Source organism: Streptomyces sp. AHA2, assembly GCF_036857595.1.
In the GTDB taxonomy this organism is placed as follows: Bacteria; Actinomycetota; Actinomycetes; order Streptomycetales; family Streptomycetaceae; genus Streptomyces.
Genome location: NZ_JAUQWJ010000012.1, coordinates 17,731 through 40,057 on the forward strand (window position 1 = coordinate 17,731; position 22,327 = coordinate 40,057).

22 protein-coding genes are annotated in these 22,327 nt (G+C 72.3%); 4 read left to right on the forward strand and 18 right to left on the reverse strand.

Going from position 1 to position 22,327, the window contains the following annotated elements; all coding sequences use genetic code 11:
- Positions 1-28: 28 nt before the first annotated feature.
- From pstA to Q5694_RS23335, 10 genes are all read right to left on the reverse strand, one after another.
- Positions 29-1,090 (reverse strand): phosphate ABC transporter permease PstA, encoded by a 1,062-nt coding sequence (gene pstA / locus Q5694_RS23290; protein ID WP_333935183.1) that lies wholly within the window; start codon positions 1,088-1,090, stop codon positions 29-31.
- Positions 1,087-2,088 carry a phosphate ABC transporter permease subunit PstC gene (pstC, locus tag Q5694_RS23295; RefSeq protein ID WP_333935184.1) on the reverse strand — a complete coding sequence of 334 codons (1,002 nt, stop codon included), beginning with the start codon at positions 2,086-2,088 and terminating at the stop codon, positions 1,087-1,089. The genes pstA and pstC overlap by 4 nt, the downstream gene beginning before the upstream one ends.
- Before the next feature lie 103 nt (positions 2,089-2,191).
- Entirely contained in the window at positions 2,192-3,322 is a 1,131-nt protein-coding gene (gene pstS / locus Q5694_RS23300) for a phosphate ABC transporter substrate-binding protein PstS (RefSeq protein ID WP_333935185.1), read from the reverse strand.
- Between the two features lie 283 nt (positions 3,323-3,605).
- Positions 3,606-4,076 carry an NUDIX hydrolase gene (locus Q5694_RS23305; RefSeq protein ID WP_333935186.1) on the reverse strand — a complete coding sequence of 157 codons (471 nt, stop codon included), beginning with the start codon at positions 4,074-4,076 and terminating at the stop codon, positions 3,606-3,608.
- On the reverse strand, positions 4,073-5,221 hold the full coding sequence (locus Q5694_RS23310; protein ID WP_443040925.1) for a CHAD domain-containing protein: 1,149 nt from the start codon (positions 5,219-5,221) through the stop codon (positions 4,073-4,075). The genes Q5694_RS23305 and Q5694_RS23310 overlap by 4 nt, the downstream gene beginning before the upstream one ends.
- On the reverse strand, positions 5,202-7,433 hold the full coding sequence (locus Q5694_RS23315; protein ID WP_333935188.1) for an RNA degradosome polyphosphate kinase: 2,232 nt from the start codon (positions 7,431-7,433) through the stop codon (positions 5,202-5,204). The genes Q5694_RS23310 and Q5694_RS23315 overlap by 20 nt, the downstream gene beginning before the upstream one ends.
- Before the next feature lie 353 nt (positions 7,434-7,786).
- Positions 7,787-8,692, reverse strand: a complete 906-nt coding sequence (locus tag Q5694_RS23320; protein WP_333935189.1) for a hypothetical protein — start codon at positions 8,690-8,692, stop codon at positions 7,787-7,789.
- Positions 8,689-9,555 carry an ABC transporter permease gene (locus Q5694_RS23325; protein ID WP_333935190.1) on the reverse strand — a complete coding sequence of 289 codons (867 nt, stop codon included), beginning with the start codon at positions 9,553-9,555 and terminating at the stop codon, positions 8,689-8,691. Before Q5694_RS23325 ends, Q5694_RS23320 begins: the two co-directional genes overlap by 4 nt.
- The gene (locus Q5694_RS23330; protein ID WP_333935191.1) at positions 9,552-10,436 is read right to left on the reverse strand and encodes an ABC transporter ATP-binding protein; all 885 of its coding nucleotides are present in this window, start codon (positions 10,434-10,436) and stop codon (positions 9,552-9,554) included. Before Q5694_RS23330 ends, Q5694_RS23325 begins: the two co-directional genes overlap by 4 nt.
- Positions 10,433-10,825 carry a GntR family transcriptional regulator gene (locus Q5694_RS23335; protein WP_333935389.1) on the reverse strand — a complete coding sequence of 131 codons (393 nt, stop codon included), beginning with the start codon at positions 10,823-10,825 and terminating at the stop codon, positions 10,433-10,435. Before Q5694_RS23335 ends, Q5694_RS23330 begins: the two co-directional genes overlap by 4 nt.
- A 211-nt stretch (positions 10,826-11,036) precedes the next feature.
- Here Q5694_RS23335 and Q5694_RS23340 point away from each other — a divergent pair, with 211 nt between their 5' ends.
- Complete coding sequence (locus Q5694_RS23340) at positions 11,037-11,999, forward strand: LysR family transcriptional regulator (protein ID WP_333935192.1); 963 nt, start codon at positions 11,037-11,039, stop codon at positions 11,997-11,999.
- Positions 12,000-12,105: 106 nt separating this feature from the next.
- Here Q5694_RS23340 and mshD read toward each other — a convergent pair whose 3' ends face one another.
- Positions 12,106-13,032, reverse strand: coding sequence for a mycothiol synthase (gene mshD, locus Q5694_RS23345; RefSeq protein WP_333935193.1), 927 nt, complete (start codon positions 13,030-13,032; stop codon positions 12,106-12,108).
- Between the two features lie 145 nt (positions 13,033-13,177).
- On the opposite strand from mshD, the gene Q5694_RS23350 reads away from it, so the two are divergent.
- Positions 13,178-14,995, forward strand: coding sequence for a bifunctional metallophosphatase/5'-nucleotidase (locus Q5694_RS23350; RefSeq protein ID WP_333935194.1), 1,818 nt, complete (start codon positions 13,178-13,180; stop codon positions 14,993-14,995).
- A gap of 252 nt (positions 14,996-15,247) precedes the next feature.
- Here the strand turns inward: Q5694_RS23350 and Q5694_RS23355 are convergent, their stop codons facing one another.
- Both Q5694_RS23355 and Q5694_RS23360 read right to left on the reverse strand, forming a co-directional pair.
- Positions 15,248-15,523, reverse strand: coding sequence for a hypothetical protein (locus Q5694_RS23355; protein WP_333935195.1), 276 nt, complete (start codon positions 15,521-15,523; stop codon positions 15,248-15,250).
- Positions 15,520-15,735, reverse strand: coding sequence for a hypothetical protein (locus tag Q5694_RS23360; protein ID WP_333935196.1), 216 nt, complete (start codon positions 15,733-15,735; stop codon positions 15,520-15,522). Before Q5694_RS23360 ends, Q5694_RS23355 begins: the two co-directional genes overlap by 4 nt.
- A gap of 137 nt (positions 15,736-15,872) precedes the next feature.
- Here Q5694_RS23360 and Q5694_RS23365 point away from each other — a divergent pair, with 137 nt between their 5' ends.
- Both Q5694_RS23365 and Q5694_RS23370 read left to right on the forward strand, forming a co-directional pair.
- Positions 15,873-16,706, forward strand: a complete 834-nt coding sequence (locus Q5694_RS23365) for a helix-turn-helix domain-containing protein (RefSeq protein ID WP_333935197.1) — start codon at positions 15,873-15,875, stop codon at positions 16,704-16,706.
- Complete coding sequence (locus tag Q5694_RS23370) at positions 16,703-16,900, forward strand: DUF397 domain-containing protein (RefSeq protein ID WP_333935198.1); 198 nt, start codon at positions 16,703-16,705, stop codon at positions 16,898-16,900. Before Q5694_RS23365 ends, Q5694_RS23370 begins: the two co-directional genes overlap by 4 nt.
- Here the strand turns inward: Q5694_RS23370 and Q5694_RS23375 are convergent.
- The 5 genes from Q5694_RS23375 to Q5694_RS23395 all read right to left on the reverse strand — a co-directional run bounded on the left by Q5694_RS23375 (position 16,890) and on the right by Q5694_RS23395 (position 22,243).
- Complete coding sequence (locus Q5694_RS23375) at positions 16,890-18,356, reverse strand: sensor histidine kinase (RefSeq protein WP_333935199.1); 1,467 nt, start codon at positions 18,354-18,356, stop codon at positions 16,890-16,892. The genes Q5694_RS23370 and Q5694_RS23375 overlap by 11 nt on opposite strands.
- Positions 18,353-19,090 carry a response regulator transcription factor gene (locus tag Q5694_RS23380; protein ID WP_333935200.1) on the reverse strand — a complete coding sequence of 246 codons (738 nt, stop codon included), beginning with the start codon at positions 19,088-19,090 and terminating at the stop codon, positions 18,353-18,355. The genes Q5694_RS23375 and Q5694_RS23380 overlap by 4 nt, the downstream gene beginning before the upstream one ends.
- 100 nt (positions 19,091-19,190) lie before the next feature.
- On the reverse strand, positions 19,191-20,183 hold the full coding sequence (locus Q5694_RS23385; RefSeq protein ID WP_333935201.1) for a S1C family serine protease: 993 nt from the start codon (positions 20,181-20,183) through the stop codon (positions 19,191-19,193).
- Between the two features lie 130 nt (positions 20,184-20,313).
- Positions 20,314-21,336 (reverse strand): LacI family DNA-binding transcriptional regulator, encoded by a 1,023-nt coding sequence (locus Q5694_RS23390; RefSeq protein WP_333935202.1) that lies wholly within the window; start codon positions 21,334-21,336, stop codon positions 20,314-20,316.
- 127 nt (positions 21,337-21,463) lie between these two features.
- Positions 21,464-22,243: a response regulator transcription factor gene (locus Q5694_RS23395; protein WP_333935203.1), complete on the reverse strand. Its 780-nt coding sequence runs from the start codon at positions 22,241-22,243 to the stop codon at positions 21,464-21,466.
- Positions 22,244-22,327: the final 84 nt, after the last annotated feature.

Sequence of the window (22,327 nt, forward strand, 5' to 3'; positions counted from 1 at the left end):
AGACTCGGTCGGTCGCTGAATGGCCGCGTCAGCGACCGGTGCTCGGGGCCTTCCAGCGGGCGATGCCGCGGGCCACCAGGTTCAGGAGCATCACGAAGGCGATGAGGGTCAGCGAGGCCGCCCAGGCACGGTCGTACGCCGCGCCGGAGCCCGCGCTGTTGGCGTACTGCTGGTAGATGTACAGCGGCAGGGAGGCCTGCGCGCCCTCGAAGGGGTTGGCGTTGATGAACGCGTTGCCCCAGACCAGCAGCAGCACGGGGGCGGTCTCGCCGGTGATGCGGGCGATCGCCAGCATGATGCCGGTGGTGATGCCGCCGATGGAGGTCGGCAGGACCACCTTCAGGATGGTGCGCCACTTCGGGATGCCGAGCGCCAGGGAGGCTTCGCGCAGCTCGTTCGGGACGAGCTTGAGCATCTCCTCCGTGGAGCGCACCACCACCGGCATCATCAGGATGGCCAGGGCCAGCGAGCCGGCGAAGCCGAAGGGCTGCATGTCGAACATCAGCATCAGGCTGAGGATGAACAGGCCCGCGACGATCGACGGGATGCCGGTCATGACGTCGACGAAGAACGTGATGGCCCGGGAGAGGTTGCCCCGGCCGTACTCGACGAGGTAGATCGCGGTGAGCACGCCGATCGGCGCGGCCATCACCGTGGCGAGTCCGACCTGCTCCAGGGTGCCGAGGATGGCGTGGTAGATGCCGCCGCCGGGTTCGGTGTCGGCGACGACGCCCATCGAGTGCGTCAGGAAGTAGACGTCGAGGACCTTCACACCGCGCACCACGGTCGACCAGACCAGCGAGGCCAGCGGTACCACGGCCAGCAGGAAGGCGACCCAGACGAGGGAGGTCGCGATGCGGTCCTTGGCCTGCCGCTTGCCTTCGACGGCCGTGGCGATGGCGTAGGTGGCGACGACGTAGAGGATCGCGGCGATCAGGCCCCACTGGACGCGGCTGTGCAGTCCGGCGGCGAGGCCGATGCCGACCGCGAGGGCGATCGAGCCGCCTGCGATGGCGTAGGGGGACCACTTGGGCAGGCGGGCGCCGCGCAGGCTGCTGGGGCCCTTGGGGGTCAGGGTTGCGGTGCTCATGCGTTGGCCCCCGAGTACTCCTTGCGGCGGGCGATGATCGCGCGGGCCGCGCCGTTGACCAGCAGGGTGATGACGAACAGGACCAGGCCGGAGGCGATCAGCGCGTCGCGGCCGAACTCGGTGGCCTCACCGAACTTGCTGGCGATGTTCTGGGCGAACGTGCCGCCGCCCGGGTCCAGCAGGCTGGCCTGGATGTCGAAGGTCGGGGAGAGGACGGTGGCGACGGCCATGGTCTCGCCGAGGGCGCGGCCGAGGCCGAGCATGGAGGCGGAGATGACGCCGGAGCGGCCGAAGGGGATGACCGCCATGCGGATCACCTCCCAGCGGGTGGCGCCGAGGGCCAGCGCGGCCTCCTCGTGCATCTGCGGGACCTGGCGGAAGACCTCGCGGCTCACGTTGGTGATGATCGGCAGGATCATGATCGCGAGCAGGATGCCGACGGTCAGCATCGAGCGCGGGGCGCCGCCCTCCCACGAGAAGATGCCGGTCCAGCCGAGGTAGTCGTTCAGCCAGCCGAACAGGCCGTTCATGTGCGGGACGAGGACCAGGGCGCCCCACAGGCCGTAGACGATGGACGGCACGGCGGCGAGCAGGTCGATCACGTAGGCGATCGGGCCGCGCAGCCGGCGCGGGGCGTAGTGGGTGAGGAACAGCGCGATGGCCACGGCGACCGGGACCGCGATGACCATGGCGATGATCGAGGAGACCACCGTGCCGAAGGCCAGGACGGCGATGCCGAAGTTCGGCGGGACGAGGTTGGTGTCCCACTGGAAGGTGGTGAGGAAGTTGCCCTCGTCCTTGCTGATGGCGAGGGTGGCCCGGTAGGTGAGGAAGACCGCGATCGCGGCCATGATCACCAGCAGCAGGATGCCGGAACCCCGGGAGAGGCCGAGGAAGATCCGGTCCCCGGGCCGGGTGGCGCCGCGCGCGGCGCGCTTGTCGATCGCCGGCTGCGAGGCGGGGGGAGGTGCGTCGGTTATCTGTGTGGGTGTGCCCATCGGGTTCTCCGGTCTGCGGAGCCGTACGCGGGGTACGGCCACTGGCGGCGGTGCACCGGACGGTGCGGCCCGGCCCCGGGGTGGGGACCGGGCCGCACGCGGGTCAGCTCAGGCTCTCGATGGTGGTGCGGACCTGGGCGATGATGTCGTCGGGGATCGGCGCGTAGTCGTTCTCGGCGAGGATCTTCTGGCCGTCCTCGGAGGCGATGTAGCGCAGGAACGCCTTGGTGCCGGGCAGCGTGTCGGCCTTGTTGCCCTTGTCGCAGACGATCTCGTAGGTGACCAGGACCATCGGGTAGGCGCCCTCGGCCTTGGTGGCGTAGTTCAGCTCCAGCGCGAGGTCCTTGCCCGTGCCGACGACCTTGGCCTCGGAGATGGCCTTGGTGGCGTTCTCGACGGTGGCCTTGACCGGCTGGGCGGCGCCCGTGTCCAGGTCGACGGTCTTCAGGCCGTCCTTGGCGTACGACAGCTCGAAGTAGCCGATGGCGCCGTTGGTCTGCTTCACCTGCTGGGCGACACCGGAGGAGCCGGAGGCGGACTGGCCGCCCTTGGCCTGCCAGGTCTTGCCGCCGTCGTAGGGCCAGTCGCTCTTGGCGGTGGCGATCAGGTACTTGGTGAAGTTGTCGGTGGTGCCGGAGTCGTCCGAGCGGTGGAACGCCTGGATCTTCAGGTCCGGGAGCTTCGCGTCGGGGTTCAGCTTCTGGATCTGCTTGTCGTTCCAGTTGGTGATCTGGTTGTTGAAGATCTTCGCCAGGGTCGGGGCGTCCAGGACGAGGTTGTCGACGCCGTTGACGTTGTAGCCGACCGCGATCGGGCCGCCGACCATCGGCAGGTCGATGCCCTGGCCGCCGGAGCAGACCTTCTTGGAGGCGGCGACCTCGTCGGGCTTCAGCGCCGAGTCGGAACCGGCGAAGGCCACCTGGCCCTGGGTGAACGCGGTGACGCCGGCACCGGAGCCGCCGCCCTTGTAGTTGATCTGCACGCCCTGGCAGGCGGCGGTGAACTGCTTCACCCAGGCGTCGATGGCGTTCTTCTGCGCGGAGGAGCCGTCGGCGAGCAGCTGCCCCTTGGCGTCGTCGCACTTGACGTTGCTCGGCGCCGCGGCGTTGGAGGAGCCGCCGCCGTCGCTGTTGCCGCCGGTGTCGTCGGAGCCGCACGCCGTGAGGGCCAGGGCGCCGGAGACGGCGAGAGCACCGAGAGCGAGGGCCCGCCGGTTCATGCGCTGAAGCTTCACTTTTGTTCCTTCCAGGAGCCGCCGTCCTGAATCGGCGGCGTGCGAAGTCTGAGTGACGCGGACGCTGACCCGCTCGGTTGGCGCGGCTCGCGTCGGTAAGGCCGAAATTAGGCAGATCAGGTGAAGGAGCCGATGGCCGCACATGAACGAGGGGTGAACCCCTGCCTAAGGCCTGGTGAGGTAACGGAATGCTCACGGGGAGGGCACGCCGGCATTCCGCTTCCGCGGACGAAATCGGACACTCCGGTCAGTCGATCGGGCAGCCGGGCAGCCGGTCAGCCGGTCACTCGGGCGTTCCGGGCAGCCGCAGCGTGGCGAGCAGCTCGTCGACCAGGGGCCGGTCGTGGGCCTGGGTGAGCCGGTCGCGGGCGGCGGCGGGTGCCAGCCACAGGACCCGGTCGACCTCGTCGGACGGGGTGAACGCGCAGGACACGGCCTCGGCCGCCCAGTACCGGACCTGCTTGGGGCGGCCGCCCGCCAGGTACCGCAGGGTGGACAGCTCCGGGCCCGGCACGGCCCGGCAGCCCGTCTCCTCGGCCACCTCGCGCAGTGCGCCCGCGAGGGCCTCCTCGCCGTGCTTCAGTTTCCCCTTGGGCCACGACCAGTCGTCGTATTTCGGCCGGTGGACCAGGCAGAGCTCGGGCCCGCCGGCCCGGGAGCGGCGCCACAGGACGCAGCCGGCCGCCAGGACCGTGGTGTCCTCGGGGGTGCTCACACCGTTCACCGCCTCCTGCCGCCCGGCCCGGGTCGTCACGCGCCGACGGTCTCCTTCTGCCATGCCTGCTGGAACGCGAAACGTGCCGCCTCCACCTCGTGCCGCTGGTCGGCGTGGAGCACCCCGAGCGCGTACGCCGTGGCCGGGGCGATCCGCGGGGTACGGGCCGCCTGGGCCGCCGCGGCCGCCGCCTCCGAGGCGTCCCGGTGCAGGTTCAGTGCCTGGCCCGCGGCGAGCAGGCGCAGGTCCACGACGGCGTTGCCCCGGGGGCCGCTGACCGTCTCGCGGGCGTAGCGGTGCAGGCGCAGCAGCAGGCGGACCTGGTGCCAGGGTGCGTCCTGGGGGTGCGCGACCGTGTCCGGGGACAGGCCGTGCACGAGGGCCGCGGCGTTGTACGGGTTGCCCGCGGTGACCAGCGGCAGGGCCGTCACGGCGTCGGTGAGCCGCTCCTCGGCCGCCGCGGCGAGGGGGCGCAGGTCGGTCGTGGCGGCCGTGCCGGTGAGGGGGACCTCGCTGGCCAGGACGGCGACCTTGTCGGCGACGGCGTGGAAGCGGCTGCTGCCCAGGGCCTGCAGGGCGGTGGAGTGGGCGCGGGTGCGGGCGAGGGTCAGCTGGCGATCGAGCAGGGCGCCCGCCTTCGCCGCCCCGACGGTGAGGTTGCCGCGCTCCGGGGCCGCGGTGGTGCCCCGGGCGGCAGTCCCGGCCGGGGCGGTCGCCGCTCCGGCGGCCCGGCCACCGGGGGGCGGGCCGGCCGGACCGCCCGGCTGTGCCGGGAACGCCGTGGAGCCCGACAGGCGGTGCAGGGCCGCCAGCAGGCGTTCCAGGCGGGACGTGCAGGCGTGCTCCATCGCCAGCGTGCCCGACACCCAGGCCAGTTCGGGGCGCATCGCCTCGCACCAGTCGGCGTCCAGCAGCGGCTGGAAGGTGTGCAGGCTGGCGCTGATCCGGCGGGCCGAGCGGCGCAGGGCGCGGGCCGCTTCGGCCGAGCCCTCCGAGCCGTGCGCCCCCGACCCCGTCTCCCGGTGCAGGCGCAGCGCCCGGAGGAACTCCGTGGCCTGTGCCCGCAGATAGCCCGCGAGGGCGTCACCGGTGGGGGCGGGCCCGACGGCTGCGGGCCGGGTGTCCGCCACGGGCCCGACGGTCCCGGGCCGGGGGTCCGTCGGGTCAAGGTGTCGCTGTGCCACGCCGGCGCCTCCGGGCGTCTATGAGCATCTCCTGGACGTTGCGCAGGGGCTGGCCGTCCGCGTCGGTGGCGTGCCGGGTCCAGTCGCCGTCCGGGCCGAGGTGCCAGGAGGCGGTGGAGTCCGACATGCCGGTCTCCAGCAGCCGGTTCAGTGCCGCCCGGTGGGCCGGGTCGGTGACCCGGACCAGGGCCTCTATCCGGCGGTCGAGGTTGCGGTGCATCATGTCGGCGCTGCCGATCCACACCTCGGGCTCGCCGCCGTTGCCGAAGGCGAAGACCCGGGAGTGCTCCAGGAACCGGCCCAGGATCGAGCGGACCCGGATGTTCTCCGACAGGCCGGCCACGCCCGGGCGCACGGCGCAGATGCCCCGCACCCAGATGTCCACCGGCACACCGGCCTGGGCGGCGCGGTAGCAGGCGTCGATGACGGCCTCGTCGACCATCGAGTTGACCTTGATGCGGACGTACGCGGGACGCCCCGCGCGGTGGTGCTGTATCTCCTTGGTGATCCGCGAGACCAGCCCGTCGCGCAGGGACTTGGGGGCGACGAGCAACCTGCGGTAGGTCTCGCGGCGGGAGTAGCCGGAGAGCCGGTTGAACAGGTCCGAGAGGTCCGCGCCGACCTGCGGGTCGGCCGTGAGCAGACCGAGGTCCTCGTAGAGGCGGGCCGTCTTCGGGTGGTAGTTGCCGGTGCCGACGTGGCTGTAGCGGCGCAGTGTCTCGCCCTCCTGGCGGACCACCAGCGACAGCTTGCAGTGGGTCTTCAGCCCGACCAGGCCGTAGACCACGTGGCAGCCGGCCTCCTCCAGCTTGCGGGCCCACTTGATGTTGGCGTGCTCGTCGAAACGCGCCTTGATCTCGACCAGGACCAGGACCTGCTTGCCGGACTCGGCGGCCTCGATGAGGGCGTCGACTATCGGGGAGTCGCCGGAGGTGCGGTACAGGGTCTGCTTGATGGCGAGGACGTCCGGGTCGCCGGCCGCCTGCTCCAGGAAGGCCTGCACGGACGTGGAGAACGAGTCGTACGGGTGGTGCAGCAGCACGTCCCGCTCGCGCAGCGCGGCGAAGATGTCGGGCGCGGACGCCGACTCGACCTCGGCGAGGTCGCGGTGCGTGCCGGCGACGAACTTGCGGTACTTCAGCTCCGGCCGGTCCAGCGAGGCGATGCGGAACAGGCCGGTGAGGTCCAGCGGGCCCGGCAGCGGGTACACCTCCGCCTCACTGATCTTCAGCTCGCGCACCAGCAGGTCCAGGACGTCGCGGTCGATGGACTCCTCGACCTCCAGGCGCACCGGCGGGCCGAAGCGGCGCCGCATGAGCTCCTTCTCCAGGGCCTGGAGCAGGTTCTCGGTGTCGTCCTCCTCCACCTCCAGATCCTCGTTGCGGGTGAGGCGGAAGGCGTGGTGCTCCAGCACCTCCATGCCCGGGAACAGCTCCTCCAGGTGCGCGGCGATGACGTCCTCGACGGGGACGTAGCGGCCGGGGGAGCTCTCCAGGAAGCGGGACAGCAGCGGCGGCACCTTGACCCGGGCGAAGTGCTTGTGGCCGGTGACGGGGTTGCGCACGACGACGGCCAGGTTCAGCGACAGGCCGGAGATGTAGGGGAAGGGGTGCGCCGGGTCGACCGCCAGCGGGGTCAGCACGGGGAAGATCTGGTGCCGGAACAGGGTGAACAGGCGGGCCTGCTCCTTCTCCTGCAGCTCGCTCCAGCGGACCAGGTGGATGCCCTCCTCCGCGAGTGCGGGGGCGACGTCCTCGTGGTAGCAGGCGGCGTGCCGGGCCATCAGCTCGCGCGAGCGCGCCCAGATCATCTCCAGCACCTCGCGGGGCTGCAGACCGGAGGCGGAGCGGGTGGCCACACCGGTGGCGATGCGGCGCTTCAGGCCGGCGACCCGGACCATGAAGAACTCGTCCAGGTTGCTGGCGAAGATCGCGAGGAAGTTGGCCCGCTCCAGCAGGGGCGTGTTCGGGTCCTCGGCGAGTTCGAGCACGCGCTCGTTGAACGCGAGCCAGCTGCGCTCCCGGTCCAGGAACCGGCCCTGGGGCAGCTGGGGCCCGTCGTTCGGCGACTCCTCGTAGGCGTCGAGGTCGGCGTCGATGTCGGGTTCCAGATCGGACACGACGGCCGCGACCGTGTGCGGGCGGTGGGCCGCGATGGAGCCCACGGAGGGCTGCGGGTGCTGGACCTGTGCCTGGGTGTTCGGCTGGCTCATGGACCCATTCTTCCGCGCCGCGAGCATCACGGGCGCGTCGGAGAGCGCGGGCGGGAGCGGGGGAGTCTCACGAGTGCTCCCGTTCCCCGCGGGCCCCTCCGGGGGCGGCGAAGGCTCTGGCACGGCGGGATTCATTGGCCGAGCGTCGCAAGCCCGTCTGAATCGATGGTTACGGAGACATGACGTGCGGGACACCGGGGGGCGGCTCGCCGGGGTGCCAGGGGGGTGGGTGGGGCGTGAGGGGGTGCCGGGAGCGGGCCGCGGGGCCGTGCTCGGGCTGTGGAGACGGGCCCGGTTCTCCTCCGGCGCGGTCCGCGCGTCCGTCCCCCCGTGAACGGACGCGCGGACCGGGTTCAGGGCAGGCGGCGGGCCAGGAGGAGGAAGGCGGCGGCCGTGGCGGTGGCGGCCACGGCCAGGAGCACGCCGGTCTCCACGTACTGCAGGGGCCGGAAGTGCGACTCGGGGTGGAACGTCGCGCGGGAGAACGGGACGCCGTGCGGGGTCTGTTCGTACCAGGACACCTGGAACGCGGAGCGGGGCAGTTCGAGGCTGCCGACCGTGCCGCGGGTGACGGTGGGCCAGAGGTCCTCCCGGTGGCGTTCCAGCAGGGCGTGCAGCAGCAGGGACACCCCGGCGGCCGCGCCCGCGGCGGGCAGGGCCCGGCGCCAGACCAGTGCGGCCAGGGCGCCGAGCCCGAGACCGGCCAGGACCTGGGCCACGGCGACCGGCCCCGTGGAGACGAACACCTCCGGGTGGTACCAGTCGCCGGTCAGGTCGGGGTCGCCGTCCCCGCGCGCCCGGACGTTCAGCAGGACCAGCCCGCCCGTGCCGGCGGTGAGCAGCGCGGCCGGGGCGGCCAGCTTCACGGCCAGCCAGCGGACCGGGGTGACCGACTGGGTCCAGGCCAGCCGGGCGGTGCCGTCCTCCAGTTCCCGGCCGACGAGCGCCCCGCCCGCCCACGCGGCCACCGGGATCATCGACCAGGTGAGCAGGGAGGCGAGCACGGCGAGGCCGTTGGCGTAGATCTCGTCGGCCGTGATCGCTTCGACGGCGGCGCACGAGGGCAGCCCGTGGGCCGGCGGGGTGGCGCAGGCGCCGTGCCCGGCGCGGGCCGGGCCGCCCAGGGCGTGCAGCCGGAGCAGGGCCGCCGCCGCGGCGGACAGGGCCACCAGGGTCAGGACCAGGGCGGTGCGCTGTGTCCGGGCGAGAGCGCGCAGCAGCCCGCCCGTGTCGGCGAACCCCGGCGCCGGGGCGGTCATGCGGTCCCTGCCGTGCGGCGCAGCAGGGCGAACGCGGCGGTGACGGCCAGGGCGGTGACGGCCAGCACGATGCCGGCCTCGACGAGTTGCAGGGGCCAGAAGTGCGACGCGGGGTGCTCGTGCATCACGGGGCGCGTCCCGGGCGGGGTCGGCCACAGACGCGGGCGCAGTTCGTCGAGCGCCCAGGTCAGCGACGCCACGGCCAGGACGGCGGCACCCAGTGCGGGCAGGGCGCGGCGCAGCAGCACGCCCGCGAGGACGCCCAGGGCGAGGGCGGCCAGGGGCTGGACGGTGGCGAGGACGCCGTTGATCTCGAAGACCCTGTCGTCGTGCCACTCGTACCAGCCGATGGCACGGAACAGGTGGTTGTCCGAGGTCCACAGGGCGCGGTGCAGCAGGGTCAGCGCGAGGGTGCCCGGCACCAGCAGCAGGGCCGGGACCGCCAGTCCGGCGGCGAGCCAGCGGGCCGGGGTGACCGACTGGGTCCAGACCAGCCGGGCGGTGCCGTCCTCCAGCTCGCGGCCGATGAGCGCACCGCCCGCCCAGGCGCCGGTGAACACCGGGAGCAGGGCGAGGAGAGCGGTGGCCACCGTCACGACCGTCTCGTAGCGCATCATCGCGGGTCGGGGCAGGTCGCAGCCCGGGTTCGGGCTGTCCCCGTGGCAGTCCATCGCCCGGTACTCGGCCCAGGCGGCGTCCGCGCCCGGGCCGAGCGCCCACAGCAGTGCCGCCGCGGCCACCGCCACCAGTCCGATCCAGAAGATCAGAGCCGAGCGGTGCACCCGCAGCACGGCGAGGAACAGCCCGCGCGGTTCCGGGAAGCGGGGGACGGCGACGGGGGCCTCGCCCGTCACGGCGGTCATACGGCGGCCTCCCGTGTGCCGAGCAGGAGCGGCGGGGCGTCGGAGGAACGCAGATGGGCCAGGACGACCTCCTCCAGGGAGGGGCGGTGGCCCTGCCGTGCGTCGCCGAGGGGTCCGGCGGGCCGGACCAGGGCGGTCAGCTGGCGGCCGGTGGTGCGGGAGTCGACCACGGTGTGCGGGGCCAGGGAGTCACCCGCGCGGGTCGTGACCAGGGTGTGCGCGGCGAGCAGGTCCTCCAGCGGGCCGGCCAGGCGGACACGGCCGCCGCCGAGCAGCAGCAGGTGGTCGCAGGAACCCTCCAGCTCCGCCACGACGTGCGAGGACATGACAACGGTGGTGCCGTGTTCGGCGGCGTCGGCCATGAGCGTGCCCATCAGCCGGTGCCGAGCCAGAGGGTCGAGGTCGGCCATCGGCTCGTCCAGGAGCAGCAGCTCGGGGCGCTTGCCGAGGGCCAGGGCGAGGGCGACCCGGGTGCGCTGGCCGCCGGAGAGGGAGCGGATACGGGCACCGGGGTCGAGGTCGCCCTCCGCCACGATCCGCTCGGCGGTCCGGGCGTCCCACCGCCGCGGGTTGAGGTCCCGGCCGAGCCGCAGCGTGCCCGCGACGGTGAGCTGGGGGTACAGCGGCTTGTTCTGGGCGACGTGAGCGAGACGCTCACGGGCCGCCGCCGGGGTGGTGCCGAGCACGCTGACGGTGCCCCCGGTGGGGCGCAGCAGCCCGGCCGCGAGGGCGAGCAGGGTGGACTTGCCGGCGCCGTTCGGCCCGACGAGGGCGCAGACGCGGCCCGCGGGGAGCCGGAAGGAGCACCCGTCCAGCGCCGGCGGGCGGCGGCGCCCGAATCTCCTGCCCAGCCCGGCCGCCTCGATGGCGGTGTCGGTCATGCGTCCCCCTCGGAGTCTGTGAACTGCGCGTCGAGTACGGAGGTGAAGAGGGCGGCCACGTCCTCGCGCTCCAGGCCGGCCTCGCGGGCCCGGGCCGCCCAGGCGTCCAGCTCCGCGCGCAACGGGGAGTCGGCGGGGGCGGCGCCCAGGGACCGGCGCACGAAGGTGCCGAGTCCGCGACGGGCCTCCACCAGGCCCTCGCGCTCCAGCTCCCGGTACGCCTTGAGCACGGTGTTCGGGTTGATGGCGGTGGCCTCCACGACCTCGCGGGCCGTGGGGAGCCTGTCACCCGGCTGCAGCAGGCCCAGGCGCAGGGCCTGCTTGGTCTGCTGGACGATCTGGACGTAGGTGGCCACGCCGCTGCGCCGGTCGATGCGGTACTCGACCACTGCCTGAACCACCCTTTCACTAATTGAGTAGTGAAAGGGTGGTGGAAGACGGTCGAGGAGTCAAGCGTGACGGTGCGCTACCGCGAGCCGGACACCGTCCGGGCGCCTGCTTTCCACAATCAACGGTTGTGCGGCTGCGTGTTCACTCGGTTCTCGTCGTCTGCGGTGTCGACCCCGGCACAACCGCCGGGCGTGTGACTAAGCTCGCGGTGTGGATCTCAAAGCCGTGCGGGCCTTCGTCGCCATCGCCGATTCCGGGCAGTTCCAGCTGGCCGCCGTCGATCTCGGCCTCACCCAGCAGGCCGTCTCCAAGCGGATCGCCGTGCTGGAGAAGGACCTCGGGGTGCGGCTGCTGGTGCGCACGCCGCGGGGGGCGGAGCTGACCATCGACGGACAGGCCCTGCTGCCGCACGCCCGGGTCCTGCTCCAGGCGGAGGAGCGGGCCGCCGCCGCGGTGCGGCGCGCGGACCGCGCGCTGCGGGTGGACGTGGTGGGGCGCCGCACCGCCGTCGGCGGGCTCGTGCAGGACTTCCACCGGGCACATCCGGGGACCGCCCTGGACGTCGTCACGCTGTTCGACGCGGACACGGCGATGGCGGCGGTGCGGGACGGGGCCGTGGACGCCACCTTCCGGGCCGTCACCATGCCCGGGCACCGGCTCCCCGACGGTGTCACGGCCGTCCCCGTCCTGGACGAGCCGCTGCACCTGTGCGTCGGCCCCGAACACGCCTTCGCCCGGGCCCCCTGGGTGACGCCCGCGCAGCTGGCCGGGCACCGCATCTGGATGCCGGGGAACGTGCCGGGGACCGAGTGGCACGCCTACTACGAGGCGTTCGCCGCGCAGTTCGGGCCGGCCGTCGACACCGTCGGGCCCAACTTCGGTCTGGAGGCGCTGCTCGACACGGTCGCCGGGTCCCCGACCGTGGCGACCGTCCTCAGCGAACGGACCCCGCACGTCTGGCCCGTCGGTCACGACCTGCGGCTGGTGCCGCTGCGTGACCCGGTCCCGGTCTACCCGCACTTCCTGCTCCGGCGCACGGACAACCGGCACCCCGGCCTGACCGCGCTCCAGGACCACCTCACGGCGACCCGCCCCCTCCCGCCGCAGGGAGAGACCTGGCGCCCGGCCTGGGCCCGGCACCCGTCCGCCGGAGCCGCTTCTCCGCGGGCGTGAGGGACTCGGCCGGCCCGCCCGGCCGTGGCCCGCCCCCTCGCGGCCCGCGACCCGGTCGGCGGCGCCCCGGCCGGACGGACGCGGGGTCAGGTCCCGCGGGTACGGCTCACGTCTCCGTCCGGTACATCAGGTCCACCTCGTGCGTGGCGAAACCCAGGCGTTCGTAGACCGTCACGGCCGCCTTGTTGTCGGCGTCGACGTACAGCATCGCGGTCGGCAGGCCCCGGTCCGCCAGGTGGCGCAGTCCGATGGTCGTGAGGGACCTGCCGAGTCCGCCGCCCTGGGCGCCCGGGGCGACGCCGAGGACGTACACCTCGCCGAGGTTCTCGCGGGCGTGCACCTTCGTCCAGTGGAAACCGACGAGTTCGTCGCCGCGGAAGGCGAGGAAGAAGCCCGCCGGGTCGAACCACGGCTCGGCCTTGCGGTCGTCCAGGTCGCGCTGGGTGAGGGAACCCTGCTCGGGGTGGTGGGCGAAGGCGGCGGCGTTGACGGCGAGCCAGGCCGCGTCGTCCCGGCCGGGCTCGAAGGTGCGCACGGAGACGCCCTCGGGCAGCACCGGCTCCGGGGCGTCGAAACCGGCCAGGGGGCGTCGCATCTGGCGCAGTTCGCGGAAGAGGGTGAGGCCGAGGACCTGGGCCAGGTGCCGGGCGGCGGAGTGCCCGCCGTGCGCCCACACCCGAAGCCGCTTGCCGGAGGCGGCCAGCAGCGCCGAACCGAGGGCCCGTCCGTGCCCGTGTCCGCGATGCCCGGGATGCACCACCAGCTCGGCGGCGGGCGGCTCGACCTCGTCGGTGTCCTCCAACTGGGCATATCCGACGAGTTGTCCCCCGACGGTGAGCAGCAGATGGGAGACGCCCTCCCGCTCCCCGCCCCGCAGCTGCAGCCGGCCCTGTTCGGACACCGCCTGCTGACCGTCGGTCCGGGCCGCCTCGTCGAGCAGTGCGAGCACGGCCTCGGTCTGCTCGGCGGAGAGTGCGGCAAGGGTCTCGATCGAGCGGGGGTGGCCGGGCCGTACGGTGTCGTCGCTGGTCATGCGTACGAGGGTACGGGGCACCACCGGCAAATCGGCGGCAAAGAAGCAACCCACTCGTAACCATGAAAGACCTGTCGCGCTACGCGCGTTGACTTTAGGCTGCGCGCGACGACGTCACTGTCACCGCAGACCCACAGGGGGGCGAATGCCAGCCACTTCACCGGCGCATCCGGAGCGCCGGAAACGCCGTACCAACCGTTTCCTCGCGCTCACCGCCGGTGTCGTCACCGTCGGCGCGCTGGCCGCCGCGGCGCTGCCCGGCTCCGCGAGCGCCGGTGAGGACCACGGCAAGGGGGGCCACGGGCACGGCCGCTACCAGGACGTGCAGCTGCTGTCCTTCAACGACCTGCACGGCAACCTGGAGCCCCCGGCCGGCTCTTCCGGCCGCGTCACCGAGAACCAGCCCGACGGCACCACCAAGACCGTCGACGCGGGCGGTGTCGAGTACCTCGCCACGCACCTGCGCCAGGCCCGCAAGGGTGAGAAGTACTCCATCACCGCGGCCGGCGGCGACATGGTCGGCGCGTCCCCGCTGCTGTCCGGCCTGTTCCACGACGAGCCGACCGTCGAGGCGCTGAACAAGCTCGACCTCGACGTCACCTCCGTCGGCAACCACGAGTTCGACGAGGGCGCCAAGGAGCTGGGCCGCCTGCAGAACGGCGGCTGCCACCCGAAGGACGGCTGCTACACGGACGAGGAGTTCGAGGGCGCCGACTTCCCCTACCTCGCGGCCAACGTCCTCGACGAGAAGACGAAGAAGCCGATCCTCAAGCCCTACTGGGTGTGGAAGAAGAACGGCGTCAAGGTCGGCTTCATCGGCGTGACCCTGGAGGGCACCCCGGACATCGTCTCCGCCGAGGGCGTCAAGGGCCTGTCCTTCAAGGACGAGGTCGAGACCATCAACAAGTACGCCGAGGAGCTCCAGCGCAAGGGCGTGAAGTCGATCGTCGCGCTCATCCACGAGGGCGGCTTCCCGGCGTCGACGTCGTACAACTACGACTGTGACTCCCCGGGTGCGGGCGACGGCATCTCCGGGCCGATCGTCGACATCGCCAAGAACGTCACACCGCAGGTGGACGCGCTGGTCACCGGCCACACGCACAGCGCGTACGTGTGCAGCATCGCCGACCCGGCGGGCAAGCCCCGCATGGTCACCTCGGCCGCGTCCTTCGGGCGTCTCTACACCGACACGACGCTGACCTACGACCGCAGGACGGGCGACATCGCCCGTACGGCCGTCAAGTCCGCCAACCGCGTGGTCACCCGGGACGTCCCCAAGGCGCCCGACATGACCGAGCTGATCAGCAAGTGGAACACGCTGGCCGCGCCCATCGGCAACCGGCCGATCGGCTACATCTCCGGCGACATCGGCAACACGGGCACCGAGTCCCCGCTCGGCGACCTCATCGCGGACGCGCAGCTCGCCCACGGCAAGCAGCTCGACCCGGAGACCGACCTGGCGCTGATGAACCCGGGCGGCATCCGGGCCCCGCTGACCTACGCGGCCAAGGCCGGTGAGGGCGACGGCGTCGTCACCTACGCCGAGGGCTTCACGGTCCAGCCGTTCGCCAACACCGTGAACCTGCAGGACTTCACGGGCGCGCAGCTGATCCAGGCGCTCAAGGAGCAGGTGTCCGGCCCGAACGCGGCCGCGCCGAAGATCCTCCAGGTCTCGTCCGGTCTGACGTACACGCTGGACCTCACCAAGTCCGGTGCCGACCGGGTGGTCACCGACAGCATCGAGCTGAACGGCGCGGCCATCGACCCGGGAGCCACCTACCGCGTCGCGACGAACAGCTTCCTCGCGGGCGGCGGCGACGGCTTCCCGACGCTGGGCCAGGGCACGAACGACGTCGTCGGCGCCGACGACCTGACCGCGCTGGAGCAGTACCTGACGGCCAACTCCTCGCCGGCCGGCCCGATCGCGCCGCCGAAGGCCGACCGGATCACGATCGTGAAGTAGGTCGCACACCCGGGGTCCGCGCTGCGGGTGGGGCAGGTGCGCATGGTCGGACGGATCGATGCGTACCCCCCACCACGCAGCCGCGCATCCCCGGCGCCGGCCCAGCCCGTACGAGCAGTTCGCCGCCCTCGAGACGCTGAACCTCCTCGTGGGGATGCCCGATCCCGCTCACGGAACGGGAGGACGCGTACCCGCCGGAGGTGGTCACCGTGTGCGTCGACTCCCCCGGGACGCTCGGCTTCCACTGACACGTCACTCGTCGCCGTGGTGGAGGCGCTGGCCCCGGCTGACCGCGACGCGCAGGGCGTCGCCGAGCGATTCCACGGCTCTGACGAGCGCGAAGCGCACGGCGTGTTCACCGGCCTTGCCGTCGCGCAGTACGGCCCTGACGCCTTCGAGTACCTGCTCCGCGCAGGCGAGCTGGGCTTCCTCGATGTCGTCGGCGAGGCGGGAGAGCGGGCTGTGCGGGTCGTCGGTGCTCAGGTAACAGGCCTGTCCGTCGGCACCGGTCCAGGGGAGCAGCCTCATGCGGAGACCTCCAGGGCGCGGAGGTAGGGCCGCACGAGGGGGGTGTCCAGGACCAGGGGTTCCCCGGGCGGGAGCGGGGGCGGCGGGGAGTGCGGCACGGCCGGTTCCCGCCGGACGGGCCCGGCGGCACGGTGCCGCCCCCGGGCGGGGAGCAGCAGCCGGACGAGGAACAGCAGGACGCACTCGCAGAGTTCGGCGGCACGCAGGCGCACGGAAGGAACCCTTCTCGGGCGGGGCAGAGGTGTGACGAGCGGTGATCACCGTTCGTGCCCACATCGTCACGGACGGCCCGTACGCTGCGGAAGGTGCCAGGTGTTGCCTGGCGGCCCAGGCAACGGGGAGGGGTGACGTGGAGGACGCTGTTGACGGCGCGGACGGATCGGGCCGGGCGGTCCTGGGACGCACGCTGAGGTTCCTGCGCGAGCAGGCGGGCAAGTCGCTCGGCCGACTGGCCGAGGACACGGGGTACGACAAGAGCTACCTGAGCCGGCTGGAGAAGGGCGAGCGGCTGTCCAAGCGGGCGGTGATGGAGGACCTGGACAGCTACTACGGGTCGGGTGGCCTGCTGGTTCGCGAGTGGCGAGAGGCGCGCCGCGAGGTCATCAAGGACAAGTACAAGGCGTTCATGGACCTCGAGGCGACGGCACGGGTCATGTGGATGTTCCAGCTGCGGGTGCCGGGTCTTCTGCAGACGGAGGAGTACGCCCGTGTGGTGTTGTCGGGGTTGTCGGGCGCCCAGACAACGGCAGGCAACAGCGAGGAAGTCGAGGAACAGGTCGCTGCGCGGATGGGGCGGCAGGAGTTGCTCTACCGCGCGTCGGCACCGGACGTGCGCGTGATCCTGGACGAGGTGGCGCTGCGGCGGTCCGTTCCCGACCCGAGGGTGTGGGCTGAGCAGTTGGCCCACCTTCTGGACGCGGCCGACCTGCCCAACGTCGCACTCCAGGTGCTGCCCTTCACAGCCGGAGTGCACGACCTCATGGACAGCCATCTGTGGCTTTTCTGGCGGCGCGTGGGTGATCCGGTCGCCTGGACGGAGGGCAACGGCTTCGGTGAGTCGATCACGGACGCGGACAAGGTGCTGCGCTTCCGCTTGTCCTACGATCGCGTCAGGGACGCGGCGCTGACTCCTCCGGAGTCGACGGCGTTCATCAGGCGCCTTCTGGAGGAGTGCAGAGCATGAAGAGAGCCACTGACCTCGGCACGGTCCGTTGGCGCAAGTCCTCCTACAGCGACGGGGGCGGGACGAACTGCCTCGAAGTCGCAGAAGACTGCCCCGGCATGACCCCCGTCCGCGACAGCAAGCTCCCCGACGGGCCCGTTCTCGTCTTCGGCGCGAGACCCTGGGCGTTGTTCGTGGAGCACGTCAGTCGGTAGGGAGGTTCGCCGGCGGAGGCACCGTCGCTCCCGGCAGGCGGACTGTCGCCACCGTGCCCCCACCCTCCGCCGGGGACAGTGTCACCTCACCGCCCGCCTGCTGCACCGTGCGGGCCACGATCGACAGGCCCAGGCCCGAGCCCGGCAGGGAGCGCGCGCTCGGGGAGCGCCAGAAGCGGTCGAAGACGTGGGGGAGTTCGTCGGCGGGGATGCCCGGGCCGTGGTCGCGGACCGTGAGGACGCCCTCGGACAGCCGTACGTCGATCGTGCCGCCCTCGGGGCTGAACTTCACCGCGTTGTCCAGGATGTTGACCACCGCCCGCTCCAGGGCGGACGGCTCCGCACGGACGTACCAGGGCTCGACGTCGGCCGTGATCGTCAGGTCCGGGCCCCGCAGCCGGGCCCGCCGCAGCGCCGACTCGACCGTGTCGTGCCAGGCGACGATCTGGGCCCGCCCGGAGTGCTGGCCGGTGTCCGGGCGGGACAGCTCCTGCAAGTCGCCGATGAGCGAAGCCAGTTCCGTCATCTGGGCCTTCACCGAGGCCAGCAGCGCCTTGCGGTCGGCCTCGGGGAGGGGGCGGCCCGTCTCCTCGCTGCGGGTGAGGAGTTCGATGTTGGTGCGCAGCGAGGTGAGAGGGGTGCGCAGTTCGTGGCCGGCGTCCGCGATCAGCTGTTGCTGGAGGTCCCGGGAGCTGGCCAGCGCCGAGGTCATCGAGTTGAAGGAGTGGGACAGGCGGGCGATCTCGTCCTCGCCGTCGTCCTCGACGGGGATGCGGATGTTCAGGTCCTCCGTGCGGGCCACGTGCTCGACGGCCTCGGTCAGCTTGTCGACGGGCCGCAGCCCTGCCCGGGCGACGGCCAGCCCGGCCGCTCCGGCGCCGAGCACTCCGACGCCCGACACGAGCAGCAGGATCAGCGCCAGTTCGTTGAGCGTGGACCGGGTGCCCTTCAGCGGCAGGGCGACGACCAGGGAGTAGTCCGCGGCCACGCCCGGCTGCAGGGGGTCGTCCTTGACGACGAGTGCCGTGGTCATGACGCGCAGCTCGGCGCCGTCGGTGTCGGTGCCGTCGCGGAAGTGCCGCACGTTCGGGTCGGGGGCTTTGGCCACGGACCTGTCGACGCCGCTGACCTGTACCTGGGCCGTGGAGCTGGGGAAGAGGCACACCTTGCCGTCGACCCTGACCAGCTGCCCGTAGCTTTTGGGGCGCGATCCCACGCCGAGCGCGTCGGACGGGGTCTGGGGACAGGTGGCCACGAGGTCCCGGAACTCGTCGGGGTGCACCGGCCCGACCGACGACTTCAGGTCCTCGTCGATCTCGTCGTACAGCTTCCCCTGCACGATGAACCAGCAGCTCACCGACACCGCCGCCACCGCGAACGCCACCGCCGCCGCCACCAGCAGCGCCAGGCGCGAGCGGATCGGCAGGGAGCGGAAGCGGCGCACGAGCCCGTTCACTCGGCGCCGCCCTGGCGGAGCACGTAGCCGACCCCGCGCACCGTGTGGACCAGGCGCGGCTCCCCGCCCGCCTCGGTCTTGCGGCGCAGGTACATCACGTAGACGTCGAGGGAGTTCGACGACGGTTCGAAGTCGAAGCCCCAGACGGCCTTGAGGATCTGCTCGCGGGTGAGGACCTGGCGCGGGTGGGCCATGAACATCTCCAGCAGCGTGAACTCCGTGCGAGTCAGCTCCACTTGGCGACCGCCCCGGGTGACCTCGCGCGTGGCGAGGTCCATGCGCAGGTCGGCGAAGGCCAGCACGTCCTCGTCGGCCGGGCCGGCCGCGCCCACGGCCGCCGCGTAGGAGCTGCGGCGCAGCAGCGCGCGGATCCGGGCGAACAGCTCGTCGAGTTCGAACGGCTTGACCAGGTAGTCGTCGGCACCCGCGTCCAGGCCGGTGACGCGGTCGCCGACCGTGTCGCGGGCGGTGAGCATCAGGATCGGTGTCGTGTCGCCGGCGGCGCGGATGCGGCGTGCGGCCGTCAGTCCGTCCATGCGCGGCATCTGGATGTCGAGGACGACCAGGTCGGGTCGGTAGGCCGCGGCCTTCTCCAGGGCGTCCGCACCGTCGACCGCGACCTCCGTCCCGTACCCCTCGAAGGCCAGGCTGCGCTGGAGCGCTTCGCGTACGGCCGGCTCGTCGTCGACGATCAGGATGCGCTGGGTGTCACGGTCGCCGTCTGCGGGGCTCATGGGTCCGGGGTCCTCGGGTGTGATGGGACGGGGCTGCTCTGACGCTCTCAGCGTCGCACGGCACAGCGCGGTGCCGGGCGCCGTCCGTTTCGCGGAGGACTCAGTCCGTCGAGCCGGCCCGCAGCTTCGCGAGGTCGGCCTTCACCGTGTTGATCGGGATGGCGAAGCCGAGGCCGACGCTGCCCGCGTCGGAGGACGAGGAGGCCTGGCCGGCCGGCGAGTACATCGCGGAGTTGATGCCGATGATGTTGCCGTTCATGTCGATCAGCGCGCCGCCGGAGTTGCCCGGGTTGAGGGACGCGTCGGTCTGGAGCGCCTTGTACGTCGTCGTGTCGTTGCCGGTGTCGCCGTTGAACTGGCGTCCGCCGAACTCGAACGGCCACTGGCCGTCGCCCTGCTGGGGCTGCTGCTGGCCCGCCTCGGTCGGGACCGTGACGTCGCGGTCGAGGGCCGAGATGATGCCGCTGGTCACGGTGCCGGACAGCCCCTCGGGCGAGCCGATCGCCACGACCTGGTCGCCGACCTGCACCCCGGCCGAGTCGCCGAGCGTGGCGGCCTTGAAGCCGGAGCCGTCCTGCACCTCGATCAGCGCCAGGTCCTTCTTGCTGTCGGTGCCGACGACCTTCGCGGAGTAGGACTCGCCGTCGCTGGTCGTCACCCGGATCTTCGAGGCGCCGGAGACGACGTGGTTGTTGGTGACGATCTCGCCGCCGCTGGTGATGATCACGCCCGAGCCGGTGGAGGAACCGGCGTTGGAGTCGGCGTTGATCTCGACGATGCTGGGGCTGACCGCCTTGGCGACCCCGGCGACCGTGCCCTTCTGGCTGGAGGGCACCACGTCGGTGCTGGTGGAGCTGGAGGCGACGGTGTCGTCGCCGGCCAGCTCCTGGATGCCGTAAGCCGTGCCGCCGCCTATCGCGGCCGCGACGATCGCCACGGCGGCGAGCAGGGCCACCGGCCCGCGGGTGCGCTTGCGCGGGGCATGCGCCGGGGCGTACGCCGGGGGAGGCGGCCACTCGGGGTTCACCGGGGCCTGCTGCTGACCCTCGTAGGGGTTCGGGTACTCGCCACTGCGGTGGAAGCTCTCGGTCATGGCATCGAGCGTGTCGCCCGACCATGAGAGCTTCCTGAGTGCTCGCTGAGAAGCCCGACAGAAGTGCGTATGCCCGATATAAAGACGCCTCGCGCGGTGAGTCCGGCGTCCCGCTCGGTGAGCCGGCGGGCTACGCGCAGCCGCAGGACTGGCGGACCACCAACCGCGAGGGGAAGACCTTCACGCGCTCGCGCCGGGAGCCCGCCACCCGCAGCCCGTCGTCGAGGACGAGGTCCACCGCGGCCCGGGCCATCGCCGGACGGTCCGAGGCGATGGTGGTCAGGGGCGGGTCGGCCAGCGCCGCCTCCTTGATGTCGTCGAAGCCCGCCACGGCCAGCTCGCCCGGCACGTCGATGCGCAGCTCGCGCGCCGCGCGCAGCAGGCCGATCGCCTGGTCGTCGGTGGAGCAGAAGATCGCCGGCGGGCGGTCGGGGCCGGACAGGATCTTCAGGGCGGCCTGGTAGGCGTCGTAGCGGTTGTAGAGGGCCTCGAAGAGGCGCCCCTCGGTGGGGATCCCGGCGTCGTCCATCGCCCGGCGCCAGCCCTCGACGTGGTCGGAGACCGGGTCGCCGACCGCGGGCGTCTCGGCTATGCCGCCCATGCAGGCGACGTACTCGTAACCGTGCTCCAGCAGGTGCCGGACGGCCAGCTCGGCGCCGCCGAGGTCGTCCGTGGTGACGGCGACGTCGTCGATGGCCTCGGGGCGCTCGTGCAGCAGGACCACCCGGGCGTCCCAGGCGTCGATCTCGGCGGCGGCCAGGTCGTTGAGCGCGTGGCTGACGAGGATCAGCCCGGACACCCGCATGCCGAGGAAGGCGCGCAGGTAGTGGACCTCGCGCTCGGCCACGTAGTCCGTGTTGCCGACGAGCACCATCTTCCCGCGCTCGGAGGCGGCCTGCTCGACCGCGTGCGCCATCTCCCCGAAGAAGGGCTGGCGGGCGTCGGGGATGATCAGGCCTATGAGGTCGGTGCGCCGGGACGCCATCGCCTGGGCCACCCGGTCGGGCCGGTACCCCAGTTCCTTGATCGCGGCGAGGACACGCTCGCGCGTGGCCGGGGCGACCGGCCGGGGTCCGTTGTTGATGACGTAGCTGACCACGGCAGTGGAGGTCCCTGCCAGCCGCGCCACATCATCCCGAGTCACCTTGGCCACGCGCGGAGTCTACGCGGATATACCCGCTCCGGGCAGGGCGTGAAGAGGGTCCGTACGATATCCCGACCGCCGTCCGGGCGACGCCCTCGCGCGGGGTGAGGCCCAGGTCGGCGGCGGGATGCGCGCCTCAGGCCCGGGCGCGCGCCTCGGCGGCGTCGAGGGCAGCCGACTCGTCCGTCTTGTCCGGCTTCGCGGCGGCGGCTTTGGCCTTCGCCTCCTCGGCGGCCCGCTCCACCTTCTCCGGCGTAACGAATCGGTAACCCACGTTCCGCACGGTGCCGATCAGCGACTCGTGCTCGGGGCCGAGCTTGGCGCGCAGCCGCCGTACGTGCACGTCGACCGTGCGCGTACCGCCGAAGTAGTCGTAACCCCACACCTCCTGCAGCAGCTGGGCGCGGGTGAAGACCCGGCCCGGGTGCTGCGCGAGGTACTTCAGCAGCTCGAACTCCTTGAAGGTCAGGTCCAGGACCCGGCCCTTGAGCTTGGCGGAGTAGGTCGCCTCGTCGACCGACAGGTCGCCGTTGCGGATCTCCATGGGGGAGTCGTCACCGACGATCTGCTGCCGTCCCATGGCCAGCCGCAGCCGCGCCTCGACCTCCGCGGGCCCGGCGGTGTCGAGCAGGACGTCGTCGATGCCCCAGTCGGCGGTGACGGCGGCGAGACCGCCCTCGGTGACGACGAGGACCAGCGGGCAGCCCGGCCCGGTGGAGCGCAGCAGCTGGCACAGGCTGCGGACCTGGGGAAGGTCCCGGCGGCCGTCGACGAGGATGACGTCGGCACCGGGGGTGTCGACGAGGGCGGGGCCCTCCGCGGGGGCCACCCGCACGTTGTGCAGGAGCAGGCCGAGTGCGGGGAGCACCTCCGTCGACGGCTGGAGGGCGTTGGTCAGGAGCAGCAGAGAACTCATACGTCTGGTTCCTCCTCGGTCCCTGCGAGGACGCTGGTTGGCACAGCACGGGCTCTGCGATCCCGAAGGCCCCGTACACCCGCG

What these genes read in the sequence shown, in the direction of transcription:
- pstA (WP_333935183.1), bottom strand. Translation starts at nt 1,090, where the DNA reads ATGAGCACCGCAACCCTGACCCCCAAGGGCCCCAGCAGCCTGCGCGGC.
- pstC (WP_333935184.1), bottom strand. Translation starts at nt 2,088, where the DNA reads ATGGGCACACCCACACAGATAACCGACGCACCTCCCCCCGCCTCGCAG.
- Q5694_RS23315 (WP_333935188.1), bottom strand. Translation starts at nt 7,433, where the DNA reads ATGAGCCAGCCGAACACCCAGGCACAGGTCCAGCACCCGCAGCCCTCC.
- Q5694_RS23320 (WP_333935189.1), bottom strand. Translation starts at nt 8,692, where the DNA reads ATGACCGCCCCGGCGCCGGGGTTCGCCGACACGGGCGGGCTGCTGCGC.
- Q5694_RS23325 (WP_333935190.1), bottom strand. Translation starts at nt 9,555, where the DNA reads ATGACCGCCGTGACGGGCGAGGCCCCCGTCGCCGTCCCCCGCTTCCCG.
- Q5694_RS23330 (WP_333935191.1), bottom strand. Translation starts at nt 10,436, where the DNA reads ATGACCGACACCGCCATCGAGGCGGCCGGGCTGGGCAGGAGATTCGGG.
- mshD (WP_333935193.1), bottom strand. Translation starts at nt 13,032, where the DNA reads ATGACCAGCGACGACACCGTACGGCCCGGCCACCCCCGCTCGATCGAG.
- Q5694_RS23350 (WP_333935194.1), top strand. Translation starts at nt 13,178, where the DNA reads ATGCCAGCCACTTCACCGGCGCATCCGGAGCGCCGGAAACGCCGTACC.
- Q5694_RS23355 (WP_333935195.1), bottom strand. Translation starts at nt 15,523, where the DNA reads ATGAGGCTGCTCCCCTGGACCGGTGCCGACGGACAGGCCTGTTACCTG.
- Q5694_RS23370 (WP_333935198.1), top strand. Translation starts at nt 16,703, where the DNA reads ATGAAGAGAGCCACTGACCTCGGCACGGTCCGTTGGCGCAAGTCCTCC.
- Q5694_RS23380 (WP_333935200.1), bottom strand. Translation starts at nt 19,090, where the DNA reads ATGAGCCCCGCAGACGGCGACCGTGACACCCAGCGCATCCTGATCGTC.
- Q5694_RS23385 (WP_333935201.1), bottom strand. Translation starts at nt 20,183, where the DNA reads ATGACCGAGAGCTTCCACCGCAGTGGCGAGTACCCGAACCCCTACGAG.
- Q5694_RS23395 (WP_333935203.1), bottom strand. Translation starts at nt 22,243, where the DNA reads ATGAGTTCTCTGCTGCTCCTGACCAACGCCCTCCAGCCGTCGACGGAG.